General features: G+C 41.6%; 16 protein-coding genes and 1 rRNA gene. 12 read left to right on the forward strand and 5 right to left on the reverse strand.

Annotated elements, in window-relative coordinates:
* The first annotated feature begins 2 nt into the window (after nt 1-2).
* Together BO48_RS12530 and BO48_RS12535 are read left to right on the forward strand one after the other, a co-directional pair.
* A complete protein-coding gene (locus BO48_RS12530) occupies nt 3-1493 on the forward strand; it encodes a hypothetical protein (protein ID WP_496367792.1) in 1491 nt (496 codons plus the stop codon).
* A 10-nt stretch (nt 1494-1503) separates the two neighbouring features.
* Nucleotides 1504-2259, forward strand: a complete 756-nt coding sequence (locus BO48_RS12535; RefSeq protein WP_496367793.1) for a hypothetical protein — start codon at nt 1504-1506, stop codon at nt 2257-2259.
* 91 nt (nt 2260-2350) lie between these two features.
* Here BO48_RS12535 and BO48_RS12540 read toward each other — a convergent pair whose 3' ends face one another.
* Entirely contained in the window at nt 2351-3328 is a 978-nt protein-coding gene (locus tag BO48_RS12540; protein WP_496367794.1) for a metal-dependent hydrolase, read from the reverse strand.
* Between the two features lie 60 nt (nt 3329-3388).
* On the opposite strand from BO48_RS12540, the gene mutY reads away from it, so the two are divergent.
* Genes mutY through BO48_RS12560 form a run of 4 tightly spaced genes read left to right on the forward strand, consistent with a single transcriptional unit; the run spans nt 3389 to nt 7454 of the window.
* On the forward strand, nt 3389-4426 hold the full coding sequence (gene mutY, locus BO48_RS12545; RefSeq protein ID WP_496367795.1) for an A/G-specific adenine glycosylase: 1038 nt from the start codon (nt 3389-3391) through the stop codon (nt 4424-4426).
* 56 nt (nt 4427-4482) lie between these two features.
* Nucleotides 4483-5028 carry a nucleoside tri-diphosphate phosphatase gene (gene ntdP / locus BO48_RS12550; protein ID WP_052254446.1) on the forward strand — a complete coding sequence of 182 codons (546 nt, stop codon included), beginning with the start codon at nt 4483-4485 and terminating at the stop codon, nt 5026-5028.
* Between the two features lie 54 nt (nt 5029-5082).
* Entirely contained in the window at nt 5083-6819 is a 1737-nt protein-coding gene (locus BO48_RS12555; protein WP_496367796.1) for an ABC transporter ATP-binding protein, read from the forward strand.
* 11 nt (nt 6820-6830) lie between these two features.
* Nucleotides 6831-7454 carry a DNA-3-methyladenine glycosylase gene (locus BO48_RS12560; protein ID WP_496367797.1) on the forward strand — a complete coding sequence of 208 codons (624 nt, stop codon included), beginning with the start codon at nt 6831-6833 and terminating at the stop codon, nt 7452-7454.
* Between the two features lie 40 nt (nt 7455-7494).
* Here the strand turns inward: BO48_RS12560 and BO48_RS12565 are convergent, their stop codons facing one another.
* Nucleotides 7495-8376 carry a LysR family transcriptional regulator gene (locus BO48_RS12565; protein ID WP_496367798.1) on the reverse strand — a complete coding sequence of 294 codons (882 nt, stop codon included), beginning with the start codon at nt 8374-8376 and terminating at the stop codon, nt 7495-7497.
* A gap of 118 nt (nt 8377-8494) precedes the next feature.
* Here BO48_RS12565 and gltB point away from each other — a divergent pair, with 118 nt between their 5' ends.
* Entirely contained in the window at nt 8495-12964 is a 4470-nt protein-coding gene (gene gltB / locus BO48_RS12570) for a glutamate synthase large subunit (protein WP_496367799.1), read from the forward strand.
* A 17-nt stretch (nt 12965-12981) separates the two neighbouring features.
* The gene (locus tag BO48_RS12575; protein ID WP_496367801.1) at nt 12982-14448 is read left to right on the forward strand and encodes a glutamate synthase subunit beta; all 1467 of its coding nucleotides are present in this window, start codon (nt 12982-12984) and stop codon (nt 14446-14448) included.
* 391 nt (nt 14449-14839) lie between these two features.
* Here the strand turns inward: BO48_RS12575 and BO48_RS12580 are convergent, their stop codons facing one another.
* Together BO48_RS12580 and BO48_RS12585 are read right to left on the reverse strand one after the other, a co-directional pair.
* Nucleotides 14840-15952, reverse strand: coding sequence for an FUSC family protein (locus tag BO48_RS12580; protein ID WP_496367803.1), 1113 nt, complete (start codon nt 15950-15952; stop codon nt 14840-14842).
* Nucleotides 15953-15963: 11 nt separating this feature from the next.
* Entirely contained in the window at nt 15964-17256 is a 1293-nt protein-coding gene (locus tag BO48_RS12585) for a glutamate-1-semialdehyde 2,1-aminomutase (RefSeq protein WP_496367805.1), read from the reverse strand.
* A 147-nt stretch (nt 17257-17403) separates the two neighbouring features.
* On the opposite strand from BO48_RS12585, the gene bcp reads away from it, so the two are divergent.
* From bcp to perR, 3 genes are all read left to right on the forward strand, one after another.
* Nucleotides 17404-17850 carry a thioredoxin-dependent thiol peroxidase gene (gene bcp / locus BO48_RS12590; RefSeq protein WP_496367807.1) on the forward strand — a complete coding sequence of 149 codons (447 nt, stop codon included), beginning with the start codon at nt 17404-17406 and terminating at the stop codon, nt 17848-17850.
* A 4-nt stretch (nt 17851-17854) separates the two neighbouring features.
* Entirely contained in the window at nt 17855-18799 is a 945-nt protein-coding gene (locus BO48_RS12595; RefSeq protein WP_496367809.1) for a D-2-hydroxyacid dehydrogenase, read from the forward strand.
* Nucleotides 18800-18897: 98 nt separating this feature from the next.
* On the forward strand, nt 18898-19326 hold the full coding sequence (perR, locus tag BO48_RS12600; RefSeq protein ID WP_496367815.1) for a peroxide-responsive transcriptional repressor PerR: 429 nt from the start codon (nt 18898-18900) through the stop codon (nt 19324-19326).
* A 32-nt stretch (nt 19327-19358) separates the two neighbouring features.
* On the opposite strand, the gene BO48_RS12605 is transcribed toward perR, so the two are convergent.
* Entirely contained in the window at nt 19359-19748 is a 390-nt protein-coding gene (locus tag BO48_RS12605; RefSeq protein WP_496367811.1) for a DUF2614 family zinc ribbon-containing protein, read from the reverse strand.
* A gap of 535 nt (nt 19749-20283) precedes the next feature.
* Here BO48_RS12605 and BO48_RS12610 point away from each other — a divergent pair.
* Nucleotides 20284-20432 (forward strand): 16S ribosomal RNA (locus BO48_RS12610); the annotation flags it as partial.

A 20432-nucleotide genomic window follows, 5' to 3' on the forward strand; every position in this document is an offset into this window, starting at 1 on the left:
TTATGCAAGATATCATTTTGCTGAGAGGCCAGGAACTCTCATATGCGAAAGAGTCCCTACACTTAGGAAAACGTATATTGGCGAGGGATGAACATCTGCTCTTAAAAGATGTTTCCTTCACTTTATACAGGGGAGAAGTGCTGGGTGTTTTAAGCGACTATGAAACGCTTTATTATTTAAAGGATATGATTACGGGCACAATCCAGCCGAAGACCGGTAAAGTGAAGTCTGATGCGGTCATTGCCACACTCGATGTGATGGATCATGTTCAGAATAAACACCAGGTCCAAATGTTTTTAAGTGAATTGTTTGATGAGTATATGAGCCCTCAAAAAGTGGATGAGAGCCTTAAAGAACTGAATGAAAATCCTTTTTTCAAAAGATTATGGTATAAGAATATCGACACTCTGACACGGACCGAGATGGCTTCAGTATTAATGGAGGCATCTACATATATCGAAGCGGATATTTTTATTTTCTGTAATATGAGCAACCACTTGTCAGACGGCAACAGAGTGCGTTTCAAAGAGACTGTATCGGCATTTGAAAAAGCCGACAAGGGCGTCATGCTGCTTGAAACGGATGTCGATATGATAAAAGGGCTGTCCAACTACTTTTTGTGGCTGAGTTATGGTCAGGTCCGCTATGAAGGCGGCGTTCAAAAAGGCATTGCTTACTATAACAAGTATTTAAAAGATAAGAGCCAGATTAAAAACGTGGACGAAGAAGCGCTGTTTGACCTGCAATGGAAGAGGAACATATCGGAGTATGCACACTACAAACACAATATGCAGAGACTGAGCAAGAAGCAGACATCATTGATAGATCAGCTCAGCATCAGACGCATTATCGTGTCACTCGTACTGCTGTTCATCATTATGGCATCTTCTGCAGTGATATTTATGAATATCAATTTCAGAGGCACCAGCACTGCAGTTGAAACAGAAACGGTACCGATGGAAGAAGAGGCGGGTATAGAAAGTTTCGTCTACGGCCTTGTTCTTGATGAAACGCTGGAAATTGGCGGTGAAACATTACCATATCTCAGTATGGTCGATATTGTAGAGATCCGCGATGACAGTTATACAGTCGTTGTAAATGAAACAGAACATGAAGTGGATGAATCCGAACTTCTTTATTTCAATCCCGCGAGCTTATATACGGAAACTTCATTTGATGAACTGCTGCAGTATGCGGACGGTACATTCAGAGACAGCGATCAGTTCTATACGAGAATGCTGAATCGTGAAGCGGAGGAAGTAACAGAATCATTTAATCTGCAGGGGGATGATTATCATGGGGAAGTGCCGGGGGTACCAATCACTTATCACTTCAGAAATGACCGGGTCATATCCGTCACCTTCCCTGCAACCGATATAGATGGTCTCCTTGATGACTATGGTCTGACAGGCAATCAGCAGGTTTTCAGAGTGGAAGACGGCTATATGATTTTGGATGGAGCAAACGAAAACTGGGTGTACATCAACCGTTAAGGAGGTCATTATGAAACAAAAGCTCAACTATTTAATCAGACACTTTTCATATCAGGTTCAGAATTTTAAATTTCATAATCTGACCCCGTTGTTGATGTACTTCATCTGCGGACTGTTTTTAGTCATCGGCGGACTGACATTGACGGACGTTGAGGCGGTCAGATATTTATATCTCGTCATCGGTCTGATGACAACGATCTGGCTGTTCAGCATGGTCGTATTGAATTGGAATATCGTGTTCGCAAAAGATTCAATCGTGAAGATCAGATACATTTCCATCTTCTACAGAATCATGCCGACGATTCTATTTCAAACTTTCATATTCACTTTATTTACAGTGGTGAATTCCGCAATCGTCGCGCTGGCGGTGGATGACTGGATGATCAATATATTTACGATGCTGTACTACATCATTTTGGGGCTTTTGCTCATTGTGCCGTTTATTTTATTTTACCTGATGACGGATTCACCGAACTACAGATTCAATGTCATCGTATTCGTCATACTCGTTCTCGTTGTCCCGGTCGTCTATTTGCCGGAGCAACTGCCGACGGCACTGAACAATCTGCTGAGCCTGAATCCATTCTATTATGTGGTGAACGGCCTGCAGACCAATTCGATCGATATCGCGTGGAGTGTCAACCGCCTGCCGCACGATGTGCTGTTCTTTGCGCAGATGGCACTGTTGTACTTATGGATATTCAAACTGTATGACAAGATGAAATTTACGTTTTATGATTTCAATAAAAAGAGGCAGATGACGTAGCTTCAGAACCGTTAAAAAATAAAATCCAGAAACCGATAAAAACGACAGGTGAGCATATGCCCGCCTGTCGTTTAAATTTTGTCAGTTTCAACTAATTATCCAGCAGTTTCCTCTGCAGTTTATCTTCTGTGAATACCCAGCCTGTGTAGCTGTGGCTGACTTCATACGTTCTTTTATCCAGATGCATGATGCACACGAAAGGATAATGGCCTTCTTTTAAATATCTCAGGTCAATGTACCGCAGTTCAAATGTCTCTGTATCCAGGGATGTCAGTTCATAGCGGTAGATGGACGAGAAGAATGTGAATGCCTTGAAATTCTTATCATGTTTGATTGCCATGAAAATTTCATTGGGCAGATAGTCTTCCCGGTTGAAGCGGTCATAGAATATAATATTGCTCTGAAAACTTCGGCCGACATAATAGGCAGTTTCGGTCACTGCAATGATCCGCCACTGGTTAAAGTGCAGGGTCGGCATGACGAAGGTGCGTATGACCTTTTCATTCGGCAGCTGTTTATGGACTTTCCTGATCAGGAATCGTTGCATAAAATATCTGGTGATATAATATAGTATAAGGAAAGCATACATTGCAAAGAACAATGCGACAGGTGAAAAACCTATAAACCACAGGACGAAATAAAGACCGTGGACGATCAATATCGGAATATCCACCGTGTTTATCGTTCCCAGCTGTATCCACGTATTATCGAGCGGCCGCAGCGCCTGTGTGCCGTACGAATTGAATATATCGACGAACACATGGAGAAATACAGCCAGCTGGACCCACAAATAAGTGTTTAAAAATGGCAGGCCGAAAGCGAAATGCGCAATCAGGGTCAAAAGTACAGGCCATATTAGAAAAGTGAACGGCAAAGAGTGGGTGATGCCGCGGTGGTGGGTAATATATACAGCATTATTTTTCATCTTCATCACTGTGTCGATATCAGGCACTAAAGATGCACCGACTGCTGTTGCAATGAATCCTGCTGAAATTGCATCGATATTTGGGTCTATGGTGGCCAGACCGACCAAAGTCCCGCCCATTAATGTATGTGTAAGAGTATCCATAGTTTGTGCCTCCACTCTGTATAATATGGTTGAAAAAATATTTTAAAAAGGAAAGTCAGTATGTTACAGTCTTCAACATTTAATAATAGCTTACTCGAATGGTATCACTCAAATAAAAGGGATCTGCCCTGGAGAAGGACCACTGACCCATACAAAATATGGTTAAGTGAAGTAATGCTGCAACAAACTCAAGTCATTACTGTTATTCCCTATTTTACAAAATTTATAACAAAATATCCCACTTTAGAGGATTTGGCCGATGCTGATGAACAGGCACTCCTTAAGGACTGGGAGGGGCTCGGGTATTATAACAGAATACGTAATTTCCACAGCGCAATCAAAGATGTAAAAGAAAATTATAATGCCGAAGTCCCGGATAATCCGGAGAATTTCTTTAACTTGAAAGGTGTCGGACCCTATATCGGCGGTGCTGTCCAGAGCATTGCCTTCAATCACCTGCTGGCGGCCGTCGACGGCAACGTGCTCCGGGTGATGTCAAGGTTGAATGAGGACAGCCGGGATATGACAAAAGCAAGTGTACAAAAGTCGGTGAAACGAAATATAGAAGAAATCATTCCGCTCGAAGCCGGGGATTTCAATCAGGCTCTAATGGAGCTCGGCGCGACGATCTGTACACCAAGGACACCGAAGTGCATCATGTGCCCGGTCCAGCAACATTGTGAAGCCTTCAAAAGCAACACCGTTAACAATTATCCAATCAAGAAAAAGAAAACAAAGAAAAAGGAAGAATATTATAACGTGTATTTCATCGTTAATGATGAACAGGAGATATTCATCTATAAGCAAGAGGGCGATCTGCTGAAGGGCATGTACGAGCTTCCGAAATATGATGTGGATACAAATATTGAAAATATCGAGGAAGAACTGGACGTTAAACTGGATGACAAACGCATCTATATAGGCAGTGATAAACATGTATTCACGCATAAAATCTGGTACATGGAAAGTTATCTGTTGCATACGACTTCCAAAAATGAATATTTCGTGCCGGTGAATGAAGTGCATGAACTGCCGATGAGTACTGCGATGAAGAAGATTTTCAGGAAATTTACGACAGATGAATTCCACGAACTGTAAAGTGGTGGCCCCTATGTTATAATATAAAAGTATTAACTCTCGAGGTGGTGTGGAATATGGGTGTAGAATCCATACCAAAAGAAGGAACCAAGGTAAAGGTTCAAAGTTATAAACACGATGGCTCAATGCATCGTGTATGGTCAGAAACAACGATTTTAAAAGGCACGGACCATGTAATCATCGGTGGTAACAACCGCACTCTGGTAACAGAAAGTGATGGAAGAACATGGGTGACGAGGGAGCCGGCCATTGTATATTTCCATACTGAATATTGGTTCAATGTAATCTGTATGTTCAGAGAAGACGGGGTTTATTATTATTGTAATCTATCTTCACCGTACGCCTATGACGGGGAAGCGATAAAATATATAGATTATGATCTGGATATTAAAGTATATCCGGACGGTAAATACCATCTGCTGGATGAAGATGAATACCAGTTACATAAGAGCCGGATGAATTATTCCAAAGATATCGATGTCATTCTCAGAAGGAACGTCGATATCTTACAGCAATGGATCGAACACAAAAAAGGGCCGTTTGCACCAGACTTTATAAAAGTCTGGCAGCATCGCTTCAACAGTGACTTTAAGTCGTACTAAACCAATCAACGTGACTGTTGATTGGTTTTTCGAATGTATAAGGAGGATTGTCATTTGATAAGAAGGTATTTAAAATTTGTCAGGCCATATATGTGGCTGATATTTCTAACGATCATTATCGGTATACTTAAATTTGGTATTCCATTATTAACCCCGCTCCTGATCAGATATACAATCGATGATATTATCATGCCGGAGGGGCTGGCGGCGGACGAGAGAATGACAATGCTCGTTCAGATTCTGCTGGTGTTCGCATTCATATTTGTGGTTATCAGACCGCCGGTGGAATATTTCAGGCAGTATCTCGCCCAATGGACGAGCAACAAAATATTATATGATATCCGTAAAAAATTATATGGGCATCTGCAGATGCTGAGTGCCAAGTATTATTCGGATAATAAGGTCGGGGAGATCATCTCGCGTGTCATCAACGATGTAGAGCAGACTAAAGATTTCATTATGACAGGACTTATGAACATCTGGCTGGATCTCGCGACAATACTGATTGCTCTGACAATCATGTTCAGTCTTCATGGACAATTGACGTTTGTGGCCATGATTATTTTTCCGTTCTATATTTTCGGAGTGTGGTATTTCTTCGGCCGTCTGCGCAAAGTGACGCGCAACCGTTCTCAGGCATTGGCAGAAGTGCAGGGGTATCTGCATGAAAGAATCCAAGGCATCAATGTCATAAAAAGTTTTGCTGTCGAAAAGACGGAAGCGGGCCGTTTTAATAAGAGAAATGGTAATTTCCTTAATAAAGCGACGACTCACGCAAAATGGACGGCACGGAGCTTCATGGTTGTAAACACGATTACGGATATCGGACCGCTCCTTGTGATCGGTTTCGGCGCCTATCAGGTAATACAGGGCAACCTGACCGTCGGTACACTGGCCGCATTCATCGCTTATCTGGATTTATTATACGGACCGTTACGCCGTCTGGTGTCCTCATCAACGGCATTGACTCAGAGTATTGCGTCAATGGACCGTGTGTTCCACCTGTTTGATGCAAAGTATGATGTCACAGACAAACCCGATGCCAAAGCGCTTGAAACGACGAACGGCAATCTGGAGTTTGAAAATGTCGGATTCAAATATAATGAAGACGGCCGTCAGGTCATCAACGGGATGAACCTCGAAATCAACAGCGGCGAGACCGTTGCTTTTGTCGGAATGAGCGGCGGCGGAAAATCGACACTGGTCAATCTGATACCAAGATTTTATGATGTGACTGAAGGTAAAATCACTCTGGACGGGACAAACGTTAAAGATGTGACGACCTCTTCACTCAGAAATAAAATAGGTATCGTCATGCAGGAGAATATTCTGTTCTCTGAAACCGTCAGGGAAAATATTCTGCTCGCCCGTCCGGATGCGACTGATGAAGAAGTGGTGGAGGCAGCGAAACATGCGAATGCCCATGACTTCATCATGATGCTTGAAGATGGCTATGATACTGAAGTCGGCGAACGCGGCGTCAAATTATCCGGGGGCCAGAAACAGCGTATAGCAATAGCGCGTGTGTTCCTGAAAAACCCACCGATATTAATATTGGATGAAGCGACCAGTGCACTTGACCTTGAAAGTGAAAGTATTATACAGGATACACTGCTTGAACTGTCAGCGGAGCGTACGACTGTTATCGTCGCACACAGACTGTCTACAGTGACCCATGCTGATAAAATACACGTTATCAGTGACGGTGAGGTAGTGGAGTCAGGTACCCATGAGGAGTTAATGCGCAGAAAAGGACAGTACTTCGATCTTTACAGCATTCAAAATTTATAAGGTGATTATTTATGACAGATAATTTTCAATCTGATGTGGATATAGAGTTTATGAAACACGACACTTTAGAAGCGGCAAGAGAGCTGCTGGGACTGGAAATCATAACAAAGATCGACGGTCATATAACCAGCGGCTTCATCACTGAAGTCGAAGCCTATCTGGGTGTTGGAGACAAAGCGGCCCATACTTTCGGAGGAAAGAAGAATAAGAAAAACGAAATGATGTATAAACCGTATGGTCACATTTATGTTTACAGCATGCATGGACATAACTGCATGAACTTCTTAACGACAGCCGGTGAACCGGAAGGGGTTTTGATCCGGGGCATCGAACCGAATATGGGTATCGATATCATGAAAGAAAGACGCGGACGCGATATCAATCTGACAGACGGACCGGGCAAGCTGACGAAATCTCTCGGTATTACAAGAAATGCGCACAACGGTATGGAATTGAACAACGAATCACTCGTTGTCAGACACGGTAGAAAACCAAAAAACATTTTAGCGACACCGAGAATCGGTATAGATAATAAAGAAGAAGCAGTCGATTATCTGTATCGTTTCATCGTGGAAGGTAATCCGCATGTCAGCAGATTTAAAGGAAAAGCCGGACTTGGGAATGGCTGGCAATAATATGAAGAGCGCAAAATCCAATGGATTTTGCGCTCTTTTTTTAATTCATCATGCGACTCTTCAAAGTACTGAATTCATTTTTCAGCTGGTTATACAATTTATGAACAAAAGATTTTTCATTATTTTTCAGTATATTTACATATAGAGGTTGTCTGATATTCAAGTGTTCCAGACTGTGCACGACAAAATTCGGGTAATTATGCTTCAATATTTTGGTCTCATCAAAGCTGAGTATGCCGACATGGTTATGGTGCATCAGCAAGTACTGTATGATTGCAATATCATTAATATTTAAAACAGAAGACTTTTTAAATTGACTTTCTATATTCATCACCGCATCCAACGTAACTAAGGATAAATCTTCGAATTCATTTAAAGAGGCTTTGATCGGTAAATTGGTCTCAGCACTTTCACGGAATATATAGTAGTAGTTCTGGTCAAATAATAATGCATTATTGATATTTTCATTGGCGTACCTATTCGTTGAAACTGCAATATCGAGAGTGTGGTCCAAAAGCTTCTGTTCTATTGTGCTTTCGTCACTCTTCTGGATATTAAAATCAATTTCAGGATTTTCCACTAAAAGATTTTGAAAAGAATGAAGCACCTTTGTGGTCATGTCAGATTTAGTAATATGAATGTTCAAAGTCTGCGCATCCGCTTTCTTACTCTCTGAAATCTTTTCTTTTGTCTTATCGACAACTGCTAATATTTTTAAGGCATCTTCATAAAATATTTTTCCTTCTTCAGTAAGTATTATATTTCTGCCTTCCCTTTTAAACAATTCAATTCCCAGGTCATTCTCCAACAGACCGATTTGTCTTGACAGTGCTGATTGCGCCACGTTCAAAACGAGTGACGCCTCTGTCATATGCTGCAGTCGTGCGGTCTCTGTAAAATACAATAATTGTTTTATCTCCATAAAATCACTACCAATCTTATTTTGATATTAATATTATATCATTGATATATTGATTGTATAGGGAAGAATATGGATAATATAAAATTGTAAAAATATTCAGATGAAAGAGGTGCCAGAAATGTCTTTATATCAAAAAACTGACCAGTATGGACTATATGACTCCAAAAATGAACACGATGCCTGCGGCATTGGGTTTTATGCCAATATGGATAATTTAAGGTCTCATGACATTGTACTGAAATCTTTGGAAATGTTGACCAGACTTGATCACCGGGGTGGTATCGGCGCAGACGGAATGACAGGTGACGGTGCAGGAATAATGACGGAGATTCCTCATGATCTACTGAAAGAGGAGTATTCTGAGCTGCCTGAGTTCAGCCGCTATTCCGTAGGCATGTACATGTTGGAGTCCGGTACATCTCTTGATGAATTTAAAATGATTGTTGAAAGAACGATTAATGATGAAAATGAAAAATTGATTGCATTCAGAACAGTTCCGGTGGATGAAAGTGCGCTAGCCGACCATGTCCAACAGACGATGCCGGGTTTTATCCAGGTCATTACGGAATGTCATGAAACGCTGGATCTTTATTATTTGAGAAAAATGATTGAGCAAAATTTGAAAGACAATATGGTTGAACATTATGTTTCGTCATTCTCAAATGAAACCATTGTTTATAAAGGGTGGCTGAGAGCTCAGCAGATCAAAGATTTTTATATAGATCTTAAGAATCCCGGCTATGTTTCCAAATTTGGTATGGTCCATTCAAGGTTCAGCACAAATACTTTTCCCAGCTGGGCACGTGCGCATCCAAACAGATTATTGATGCATAATGGGGAAATCAATACGATTAAAGGTAACGCTGCCTGGATGCAGGCGCGTACGAGTCAATGGTTGAAGGATGTTTACGGAGAAAAAGGGGAGAAAATTTCAGAAATCATTGATGATGACGGCAGTGACTCTGCCATGGTCGACAATGTTCTTGAATTCATGAGTCTTGTCATGCCTCCGGAAGAGGCTGCAATGATCCTCATACCAGAGCCGTGGAAATATCAGGGATATGATAATCCTGCTGTGAAAGATTTCTATGAATTTTACAGTTATATCATGGAACCATGGGATGGACCGACAATGATCAGTTTTTGCGATAACCATAGAATTGGTGCACTGACTGACAGGAATGGACTGAGGCCGGGAAGATATTACGTCACTGATAAAAATGAGATCATCTACTCATCAGAAGTGGGTGTCGTCGATGCAGACGAGCAGGAAATAATTTATAAAGGACAGTTGAGCCCGGGGAAGTTGCTTCTGGTCGACTTCGAAACTTCGAGGATTGTTGAAAATGATGAACTGAAAAATGCCATCTCATCGAAAAGACCATACGGCCAATGGGTGAAAAAAACTCGTAAAGACTCAGGTGGAGATTTCAAGTACAAAAGAAGTCAATTGGATAATGTTCAGCTTCAGTCGATTCTGGTCAGATTCGGCTATACAAAAGAAGATATCGAAAAATATATGACACCACTCTCTGCTGAAATGAAAGATCCCATCGGTGCAATGGGCTTTGATATGCCCCTGGCATTTTTGTCCCATCATACAAAATCATTATTCGATTATTTCAAGCAGCACTTTGCACAGGTGACCAATCCGCCGCTCGATTCATACAGGGAAAAGATAGTAACGAGCGAAATCACTTATTTGGGCGGAGAGGGTCACCTTTTGAACCCCGGTAAAAATGTAACGGACAGAGTCCAGCTGGAAGGACCTGTCATTGACAACAGTGTATATGAAAGGAACGATGTCAAAGCTCTTGGGATTAAAAAAATCGATATCACATACAATGGCAGTCTTGAAAAGGCGCTTGACAACCTGATGGAAGAGGCTGTGCTGGTTGCGGATAAATATGGTGTTATTCTACTGACGGACGAAGTCATATTGGAAGATGAAAGTGTCTATGTCATGCCGCCGCTGCTTGTTACAAGCGCTGTGCATCAGGCGCTCATCAAAGCGGATAAAAGGATTTCAACAAGCATCATCATTAAATCCGCTGAACTGCGTGAAGTTCATCATGTGGCAGCTTTAATCGGCTTCGGTGCCAATGCTATAGACCCTTATATCGCTCAGGAAACTTTGCTCCAGTACACTGACGGTGATCTGGAGACTGTCAGGCAGTTCAATGATGGTCTGACTGCAGGGCTCATCAAAGTGATGGCTAAAATGGGCATCTCAACAGTACAGAGTTATCATGGTGCACAAATTTTCGAAGCTGTGGGATTATCCAAAAGATTAATGTCGAAATATTTCGGCGGTGCTGTATCGAAAATTGGCGGTTTATCCATAGAAGATCTTAATCTGAATATTAAAGAGCAGCAGAATCAAAGACTGGAGTATCTGGAATCGGGCAGTAAATTCCAGTGGAGGCAGCAGGGAGAACATCACGTCATCAATCCGACTTCGATAAGGATGTTGAGGGAAGCTTGTATGGCTAATGACAGAGATAAATATAATGAGTACAAAAATTATATGAATGAAAACCATCATTCCAGTATCAGACATCTATTGAAATTTAAAAATGGGAAAACGATACCACTGGAAAAGGTTGAGCCTGCAGAAAATATAGTGAAGAGATTCAAATCGGGAGCGATGAGTTACGGTTCTCTATCAGAGGAAGCACATCAGACACTTGCAGAAGCAATGAACAGAATAGGCGGAAAAAGTAACAGTGGAGAGGGTGGAGAAAACCCTGGACGTGCCACTTTGAATATGGATGGCAGTAATTATAACAGTGCAATTAAGCAAGTGGCATCCGGACGTTTCGGTGTAAACAGTGAATACTTGAACAGCGCAGAAGAGATACAGATTAAAGTTGCACAGGGCGCTAAACCAGGAGAAGGCGGTCAGCTGCCTGGTGAAAAAGTATATCCATGGATTGCTGAAACAAGAAACTCAACACCGGGTGTCGGATTGATTTCACCTCCGCCGCACCATGATATATACAGTATCGAAGATTTGGCTCAGCTGATCCATGATTTGAAAAATGCCAATAAAAAAGCGGATATATCTGTCAAACTTGTAGCCAAGGACGGTGTGGGTACCATCGCTGCCGGGGTAGCAAAAGCCTATGCGGATAAAATAGTCATCAGCGGTTACGACGGGGGGACTGGTGCCTCACCCATGACAAGCATTCAACATACCGGTCTGCCGTGGGAGCTTGGTCTGACAGAAACGCACCAGACACTGGTATTGAACGGGCTTCGTTCAAGAGTGACGATAGAAACGGATGGTAAATTAATGACCGGTCGTGATGTTGCCATGGCGGCTGCACTCGGTGCAGAAGAATTTGCATTTGCAACTGCGCCGCTGCTTGTGTTGGGCTGCATCATGATGAGAGTCTGCCATAAAGATACATGTCCGGTCGGCATCGCAACCCAAAATGGGGATTTGAGAAAGCTGTTCAGCGGTAAGGCCGATCATGTCGTCAACTTCATGAATTTTATTGCAGAGGATATCAGGGAAATACTGAGTGAACTCGGTTTGAAATCGATGGATGAACTGATAGGCAACGTCGATCATCTTGAAATAGACAAAGCGAGAGTGAGTCAGCATCGTATGAGTGACCTCGATTTACAGCCTATCCTTACGATGGTTGAAGGAGACAGATTTAAAAGTGAGAACCAGAAACATCCGTTTGAACATTCCCTTGATGAAACCAATATCATACCTGAATTCATCGATGAATTAGAAAAAGGTGAAAGTAAGGAAACGACATATCCTGTAACGAACAGACACAGAAATATAGGAACGAGATTCGGCAGTATGATTACTGACAGATTCGGTATGAAACAACTGGCGCATGATTATTATAAAGTGAACACGTCCGGTCGTGGCGGCCAGAGTTATGGGGCCTTTATCCCTCAGGGACTGACGCTGCATCACACAGGAGACTTGAATGATTATGTCGGCAAGGGACTGTCAGGCGGGCGCATCATCCTGCAAGCTCCAAATATCAGCCGCAGTCATGAAATCATTGCAGGGAATGTCTGTCTATACGGTGCAATATCTGGACAGGTATTTATCAACGGTACTGCCGGTGAGCGCTTTGGTGTCAGAAACAGCGGGGCAGATGTCGTTGTAGAAGGTCTCGGTGACCACGGTCTTGAATATATGACCGGCGGTCGAGTGTTGATACTTGGAGATATTGGTAAAAATTTTGCTGCAGGAATGAGTGGGGGCATTGCTTATATCATCAATGATCGTTCATTGATGGAAAATAAACTGAATATGAATACTGAAGCGATAGAAATAAGCTATGCCGAGAACCCTGAAGAAATCGATAAAGTAAGAAATTTATTATATGCACAAAAGTTTTTTACCGGCAGTCAAAAAGCCGATACAGCGGTAGATATGTTAGAAAAAGGCGGACTTCAGATCATTAAAGTGATACCTGTCGAATTTAAAGTGATGCAGCAAAGAATTCAATACGGCCTCCGCTCTGATCAATCGAAACGGGATGCCGAACTGAATGCATTTTATGGAACAGAGGTTATTGATAGAGAAGTACTTGAAAGTATGAATATTCATTAAGAGAGGGGTTCTGGCATATGGGAGAATTCAAAGGTTTTTTAAAATATGAACGCAAAAGCCAGAAAGAAGAAAGTTTAGAAGACAGAATTCAAAATTATGATGCTTATCAGCATAGGTTTTGTAATGATGATGCGAGTGAGCAGGGGGCAAGATGTATGGACTGCGGCACACCATTCTGTCAGACGGGTTCGAGTGCAGGCAAAGAAACAATCGGCTGTCCTATCGGTAATTATATACCAGAATGGAATGATCTCGTTTACAGAGGGGATTTCAAGGAAGCATTCCACCGATTGTCAGAAACTAATAATTTTCCTGAGTTTACAGGTACGGTCTGTCCGGCACCATGCGAGTCCTCCTGTGTACTTTCAATCAGTGGAGACCCTGTAGCCATCAAAGGTATAGAACGGACAATTATCGACGAAGCTTTCAAAGAGGGATGGGTACAGCCGAAAATACCGAAGCATCGTTTAAAAACAAGAATTGCGGTTATCGGCAGCGGCCCCGCAGGTCTCACCGCAGCCGAGGAATTGAATACGTGGGGGCACAGAGTGGATGTTTACGAACGTGATATCAGACCGGGAGGATTATTAAGATATGGTATACCCAATATGAAGCTTGATAAAAAGCTGGTGGAAACGCGCATACAATTGATGGTAGATGCAGGCATCAAATTCATATGTAATATGGATGTTGGTAAAGATATCACCCCGGATGAACTGACCGCAGAATATGATGCCATCCTCATAGCATCGGGAGCCAGAAAGCAGCGAGATCTAAAACTTGAAGGCCGCCAGAGCCAAGATATAAAATTTGCGATGGATTATTTGACGGAGCAGACGAAAATTCAGTTAAACGAGAAAAATTCACCTTCAATCACGGCAAAAGATAAGCATGTTGTTGTTATCGGCGGAGGAGATACGGGAGCAGATTGTGTAGCAATGGCGCTTCGCGAAGGTTGTAAATCCGTATTCCAACTCAATAAATATGATCGTCTGCCTGATGAAATCGAGGGCAACCCTGCATGGCCGTTGGAGAAGAAGACTTTCAAACTGGATTACTCCCATGCAGAGTACCAAAAGAAATTCGGCGTCGAGCCGAGAGCGTACGGCGTACAGACAATGGCTTATGATGTAGATTTCATCGGTGATTTGAAAGGGGTTAAAACTCAAGTTTTAGGGCAGCAGAAATTGACTAATATGACAATGGAAGATCAGGAGAGATATTTTAAGGCAGATTTGGTGCTTCTGTCCATTGGTTTTGAAGGCGCCGAGAGTGAGCTCCCCAAAGCCTTTAATATCAGGATGGAAAACAATAAGATTCATGCAGATGATATAACTTATAAAACAAACCATGAAAAAGTGTTTACTGCAGGTGATGCGAGGCGTGGACAGAGTCTGGTTGTGTGGGCGATCAAAGAAGGGCGTGAAGCAGCAAAAGAAGTGCATAAATATGCCGTTGGCAATATGTATCATAAAGGCTCTTGAACTGCAGTATAGTATAACAATCTAATTTTGATATTGGTAATATATCATTAATGTATTGATTATATAGATTGGAATTCGCTAAGATAGATTTATAGAAAGATTCAAGAAAAGTTGAAAAAAATGACCTGGTTTGAATAATCAAAACAAAAGGATTTTACAGTGCCGCAGCACCTGCCGGCAGAGATTGGGGATTGTCTGCCGGAAGGGGCGCTGTAAAGGGAGAAAAGAACTGTTTTAATGATTTTGGAATCAGTGATTTAATTTGACTGAACGGCGTATAGGCAATAAGAGCTTTGAGCTAACTTGAATCTTTTATGAAAGTTCCATAGTACTTCCTAATAAATATATGAAAAACCCTGAGTGAATCCACTCAGGGTTTTTCATATTCTTATTAAATATCCATAGTTTCGTCCTGGATATTGATTTTATTTTTCTTGGAATGGAATCTGAAGAAACTGTCAGCCAGACGATTGATACGTTCAAGCGAATTTGCGTATTCATATAATGAAGAAAGTATTTCCATAATACTTGTATATTGAAGTCTTTCTTCTTCTGTTTCAGCTTCATTATAATGTCTGATGAAATCATCCATTAAAGAAGTTTCGTAAAGATTCTCATGAATGCCTTCATTTGTTACATTCGGTTTTATTTTCTCCGTGAATTTCATGAAAATCTGCTCATGGAAGCCCATTAAATACTCGAGTTCAAAGCGGATTCTGTTTTGAAACGCCTCATCCAGGTGGTTGTAGTTGTTTTCAAAACGGTTGAACTTACGAAGTAGTTCGAATGCACGCCTTGTGGATGAAATCAAATGTTTGAATAAGATTTTTCTTCTGGCATCTGCAAAACGTTCTCTTCTGAATAATGAACGTTCCTCCCTGAACCATAAGTACATTGTTTCAAGTCTGACGACACGTTCTCTGATGGATTCGATATCTTTTTTTACTATTTGATACTCGCTCATGTTGCTGAGTTCCAAGCGTATATATTTGAAGATGTCTGTCGTGATATTAAAACAGTTGTGATACATTTTCGTCTCGTATTTAGGCGGGATGAACACCAGGTTGATCAGTAATGATGATAATACCCCGATCATTACGAGTGAAAATCTTATCCCCGCCGCCTCAAGAAAGTCGACTGTTGTCGCTCCTGCTTCACTGATTTGAGGGGCATCCATAATCGCAATCATTGTGACCACTGCGAGAGTTGAAACACTTTGCAAGTTGAAAAATAAAAGTGTTGCCAGAACAAGAATAACAGTCAGGCCAATAACGATGACGTTATTACCAAATAATAAAACCATTATAATGGCTGCAACAGCACCTAAAGCATTTCCCTGAAACTGTTCCCAGGTTCTTACCGCTGAGCGGTGAACATTCGGTTGAAGTGCAAATACTGCTGCGATGCCCGCAATGAGGCTGGGCTCCAGCCCAAAGAGATGTGTGATGAATAATGTGAGTACTACGGTTAATCCGGTTTTAAATACTCGAGCGCCAAAACGCATGGCACCATCTCCTAAAAGTCATATTTAAAAACATCCTCTACAATTTGTAACGTTTCTTCTATGTCTTCCTCTGTGTGCGCCGTTGTCAGGAACCAGGCTTCATATTTGGACGGTGCAATATTGATGCCGCGGTTGATGAGTCCTCTGAAAAACTTCGCGAACAATTCGCCGTCAGTGTTTTCTGCTGCCTGATAGTTCGTTACTTTTTCAGTCGTGAAGAAAATTGTCAGTGCCCCGGACAGACGGGAAGTGTTTGCAGGAATATTATACTTTTTAATCAGACTGTCGAAGCCTTCCTGCAGCTTTTGTCCTAAACGGTCGAGTGCGTCATAAACTCCGGGTTTTTCTAATATTTCAAGACATGCAATACCTGCAGCCATCGATAATGGGTTGCCTGCCATGGTACCTGCCTGATAGGCCGGTCCAAGCGGGGCGACACTTTCCATTATGTCCTGTCTGCCGCCATATGCACCAATCGGTGTACCGCCGCCGATAATTTTACCCATGGCAGTGAGGTCTGGATAGACTTTCAGCAAATCCTGCGCACCGCCATACATAAATCTGAATGCGGTGATCACTTCATCATATATGACAAGTGAGCCGTTATCGTGAGCGATTTCGTTGATTTCCTCGAGGAATCCTTCGAAAGGTTCAACAATACCGAAGTTTCCGACGATCGGTTCCACCATTACCGCAGCAACTTCATCTCCGAAGTACGCAATTGCTTCTTTCAATGAGTCGATATCATTGAACGGGACGGTAATCATGTCCTGTGCGACACCTTCTGGTACACCCGCTGAATCAGGGGTGCCGAGTTGTGCCGGGCCGCTGCCTGCCGCGACAAGCACCAGGTCCGAATGGCCGTGGTAACAGCCTTCGAATTTTATTATTTTGTTTCGTCCGGTATATGCTCTGGCAACCCTGATTGTTGTCATGACTGCCTCTGTTCCGGAATTGACAAAGCGGATTTTCTCGAGTGAAGGCATAGCTTCATTGATTTTATTTGCAAAATCTATTTCCAGCTTTGTCGGCGTACCGTAAAGTATGCCGCGTCCACTCTGTTCTACGATTGCTTCGTGTATACGTGGATGTGCATGACCTGTAATAATCGGGCCGTAGGCACTCAGGAAATCAATGTATCTATTTCCGTCAACATCATAGAAATATGCGCCTTCTGCACGATCCATTACTACCGGGGCGCCGTCACCGACAGCTTTATATGAGCGTGAAGGGGAGTTGACACCACCAAGTATGATATCGTCAGCGGACTTTTGCAGTGCTTCTGAATTCTTGTGTGTAAACATTCTATTTCATCCTCTTAATATCAATTTGTTCATTAGATATAATAACATAAACGGTGTATGCTTTTAAGTAAATCGGAAGTTCTTGTCGGATTATAATTAGTTTTGTATCATTAATGATAACTATAATATATGGAGGCATAGATTGTTATGAATAAGTTCCCGAATTTTAAGCTCGAAAACCAGAACGGTGAAACAGTATCTAATGAAGATTTAAAAGATGTAACAGTAATTTATTTTTATCCGAAAGATAATACACCCGGCTGTACAACACAAGCTTGTGATATGAGAGATGCAATGGATGATTTAAAAGATTTGAATGTGACGGTGTATGGTGTGAGTGGAGATTCAAAAAAGAAACATCAGAACTTCATAGCAAAACACGATTTGAACTTTGATCTGCTGGTTGATGAAGACTTTGAACTGGCGAAAGAACTGGATGTCTACAGATTGAAGAAGGCATTCGGCAAAGAGTCAATGGGGATTGTCCGTACAACATTTGTTGTAGATGAAAACAGCAATATACTTAAACGTATGGATAATGTTAAGGCGAAGGCTCACGCAGAAGATTTAAAAGCATTTTTACAAGAGGTATAGTCAGATGAAGAATATAGTTTCTACTATTAGACTGCCGGATGAAATGATTGCCGGTATAAAAGAAGTTTTACCTCAGGCGAATTATGAACATGTCCGTTCAAAAGAAATGACTGCAAAAGAACGGGAGCAGGCAGAGATTTTTGTGACATACGGTACGGACATGACAGAAGAGCATGTGCCTGAGTTTAAAAATCTTAAATGGATTATGGTTATGAGTGCCGGGCTTGAGATGATGCCGCTTGATAAACTGGAAGATGTGCTGATTACTAACGCAACCGGTATTCATAAAATACAGATGACAGAGTATACGATTGGACTGATTCTTTCTCATTATAAAGATTTCAATCTGCTGTATGAGGACCAGAAAGCTAAACACTGGAGGAAAAAAGCATTCACTACTGAACTTTACGGCAAGTGCACGCATATTCTCGGCACAGGCAGCATAGGCAGCCATCTGGCAAAAGTGCTGCAGGCTTTTGGTGTAGAGACGATAGGGTATAATACCAACGGGAGGGAAGTCGAAGGTTTCGACCAAACGTATCCTCTGGATGAATTGATAGGTCATATAGACGGGGCGGATATATTGATCAATATCCTTCCTAGTACGGAAGCGACTGTCGGTCTGATCACTGAAAAACATTTTGAAGCGATGAAAAACGACAGTATATTTGTCAATATCGGGCGTGGAGACATTGCGGAAGATAAAGTGCTGTTCAATGCTCTGGAAGAGAAACAAATCGGACAGCTCATACTCGATGTCTTCAACGATGAGCCGCTCACGCCGGACAGCCCGTTCTATAAATACGATAATGTGACAATCACACCGCATGCTTCATCCAAGACGAGCGGGTATATTGAGAGAGCGTTTGATATATTCGAACACAATTTAAAACATATCGATGACTACAGTAAGATGGAAAATGTAATTGATAACAAGAGGGGATATTAAACTAATTAAGAAGTCTTGATTGACAAACAATTTTGGAATTCAGTACAATGATACTAATACCAGTAGTTTAGTTAAAGAAAGTGGGTATCATTATGAAGATGATAGATGTGGATAAGATTTATGATGAATCTATTGATGCGCTTAAAGAAACAGGCGTCAGAATTACGCCTCAACGTAAAGCGGTATTGAATTTCATGATTCAGTCGGATGAGCACCCAACTGCTGATGATATTTTTAAAGCTTTATCAAGTGAATATCCTAACATGAGTGTAGCAACTGTTTATAATAATTTAAAATTATTTAAAGAAACAGGGTTGGTCAAGGAGCTGACTTACGGAGATGCTTCCAGCCGCTTTGATTTTGTAACGGATACACATTACCATATCATCTGCAGCGAATGCGGAAAGATCACTGATTTCCATTATCCGGGTTTAAATGAAGTGGAACAATTGGCAGGGGCTGTCACGGAATATGATGTCAGCCACCACCGATTGGAAATTTACGGACTGTGTCCGGAATGCAGATAGTATAATTAAAATAAAAAAAAGAAGACCAGTATTTACTGGTCTTCTTTTTTTTTCTTCTCTTCTAAGAATTTATCTCTTCTATGTTGAACATTATAGTCCAGATTGAATTTTTCGCCTTCCAATTCTTTATCTATAGTCAGAGGTTCCTTACAGAAGTAACAGTAATCGACTCTGCCTAAAATTCTGGTCGGACGCTCGCAGTTGGGGCATTCAACAGTAATCACTCTGGCGCTGATTACACCGACCCAGAAATAAATGATTACAGAAAGTACCATAGGTATGAAGCCGATCAGTATGAATAAACCGAATAGCCACGGGATCTCTCTGAAGAAGACTCCAAGGTACATTATGATAAGTCCGGCAAACACCATTGCCAGGGCGTAGCCTCTGATACGTTTGATCTTATTGGTTTTTCTCTCCATTATTTCACCTCAAAAATTGTTATATACATAATAACATATATATGATAATCTAATAATTACATTCTTAACAAGTTAATGACCTGTTAAGGAATTTACAAGAAATTAATAATTCGTATTGACGAATGATTAAAAGCTTGATATTATATAAAAGTCGCTAATTTAAGCGAACTTAAACAAGCGAGGTCAAACGAAAAAAGTTTTTTTAAAAAACTATTGACTACGATTTGAAAGCTTGGTATGATTTAAAAGTCGCTGTTTTAAGGGCGGCACTAAAAACACTGATTACAACAAACGACATCGAAAAGAAAAATTGAAAGTGTAAAATTGACACTTGCATTTATGAAACAGCTCGAGTATAGTTGTAAGAGTGATTTAAAAACGAAACACAAACGAGAACATTGAAAACTGAATGACAATATGTCAACGTTTAATTCCGAACAAAGCTTCTATTATATGGGAGCACAAAGTTGAGGCGAACAACACAACACGCAAAGATGATACTGAATGTATCGACCGAGCTCAGATGAGCTGTCCATTTATGGAGAGTTTGATCCTGGCTCAGGATGAACGCTGGCGGCGTGCCTAATACATGCAAGTCGAGCGCGGGATTGAGGAGCTTGCTCCTCAAACCCGAGCGGCGGACGGGTGAGTAACACGTAGGCAACCTACCCATCAGACCGGGAT

This window comes from Lacicoccus kunmingensis DSM 17847 (genome assembly GCF_059568765.1).

What these genes read in the sequence shown, in the direction of transcription:
- BO48_RS12530 (WP_496367792.1), top strand. Translation starts at nt 3, where the DNA reads ATGCAAGATATCATTTTGCTGAGAGGCCAGGAACTCTCATATGCGAAA.
- BO48_RS12535 (WP_496367793.1), top strand. Translation starts at nt 1,504, where the DNA reads ATGAAACAAAAGCTCAACTATTTAATCAGACACTTTTCATATCAGGTT.
- BO48_RS12540 (WP_496367794.1), bottom strand. Translation starts at nt 3,328, where the DNA reads ATGGATACTCTTACACATACATTAATGGGCGGGACTTTGGTCGGTCTG.
- mutY (WP_496367795.1), top strand. Translation starts at nt 3,389, where the DNA reads ATGTTACAGTCTTCAACATTTAATAATAGCTTACTCGAATGGTATCAC.
- ntdP (WP_052254446.1), top strand. Translation starts at nt 4,483, where the DNA reads ATGGGTGTAGAATCCATACCAAAAGAAGGAACCAAGGTAAAGGTTCAA.
- BO48_RS12560 (WP_496367797.1), top strand. Translation starts at nt 6,831, where the DNA reads ATGACAGATAATTTTCAATCTGATGTGGATATAGAGTTTATGAAACAC.
- BO48_RS12565 (WP_496367798.1), bottom strand. Translation starts at nt 8,376, where the DNA reads ATGGAGATAAAACAATTATTGTATTTTACAGAGACCGCACGACTGCAG.
- gltB (WP_496367799.1), top strand. Translation starts at nt 8,495, where the DNA reads ATGTCTTTATATCAAAAAACTGACCAGTATGGACTATATGACTCCAAA.
- BO48_RS12575 (WP_496367801.1), top strand. Translation starts at nt 12,982, where the DNA reads ATGGGAGAATTCAAAGGTTTTTTAAAATATGAACGCAAAAGCCAGAAA.
- BO48_RS12580 (WP_496367803.1), bottom strand. Translation starts at nt 15,952, where the DNA reads ATGCGTTTTGGCGCTCGAGTATTTAAAACCGGATTAACCGTAGTACTC.
- BO48_RS12585 (WP_496367805.1), bottom strand. Translation starts at nt 17,256, where the DNA reads ATGTTTACACACAAGAATTCAGAAGCACTGCAAAAGTCCGCTGACGAT.
- bcp (WP_496367807.1), top strand. Translation starts at nt 17,404, where the DNA reads ATGAATAAGTTCCCGAATTTTAAGCTCGAAAACCAGAACGGTGAAACA.
- BO48_RS12595 (WP_496367809.1), top strand. Translation starts at nt 17,855, where the DNA reads ATGAAGAATATAGTTTCTACTATTAGACTGCCGGATGAAATGATTGCC.
- perR (WP_496367815.1), top strand. Translation starts at nt 18,898, where the DNA reads ATGATAGATGTGGATAAGATTTATGATGAATCTATTGATGCGCTTAAA.
- BO48_RS12605 (WP_496367811.1), bottom strand. Translation starts at nt 19,748, where the DNA reads ATGGAGAGAAAAACCAATAAGATCAAACGTATCAGAGGCTACGCCCTG.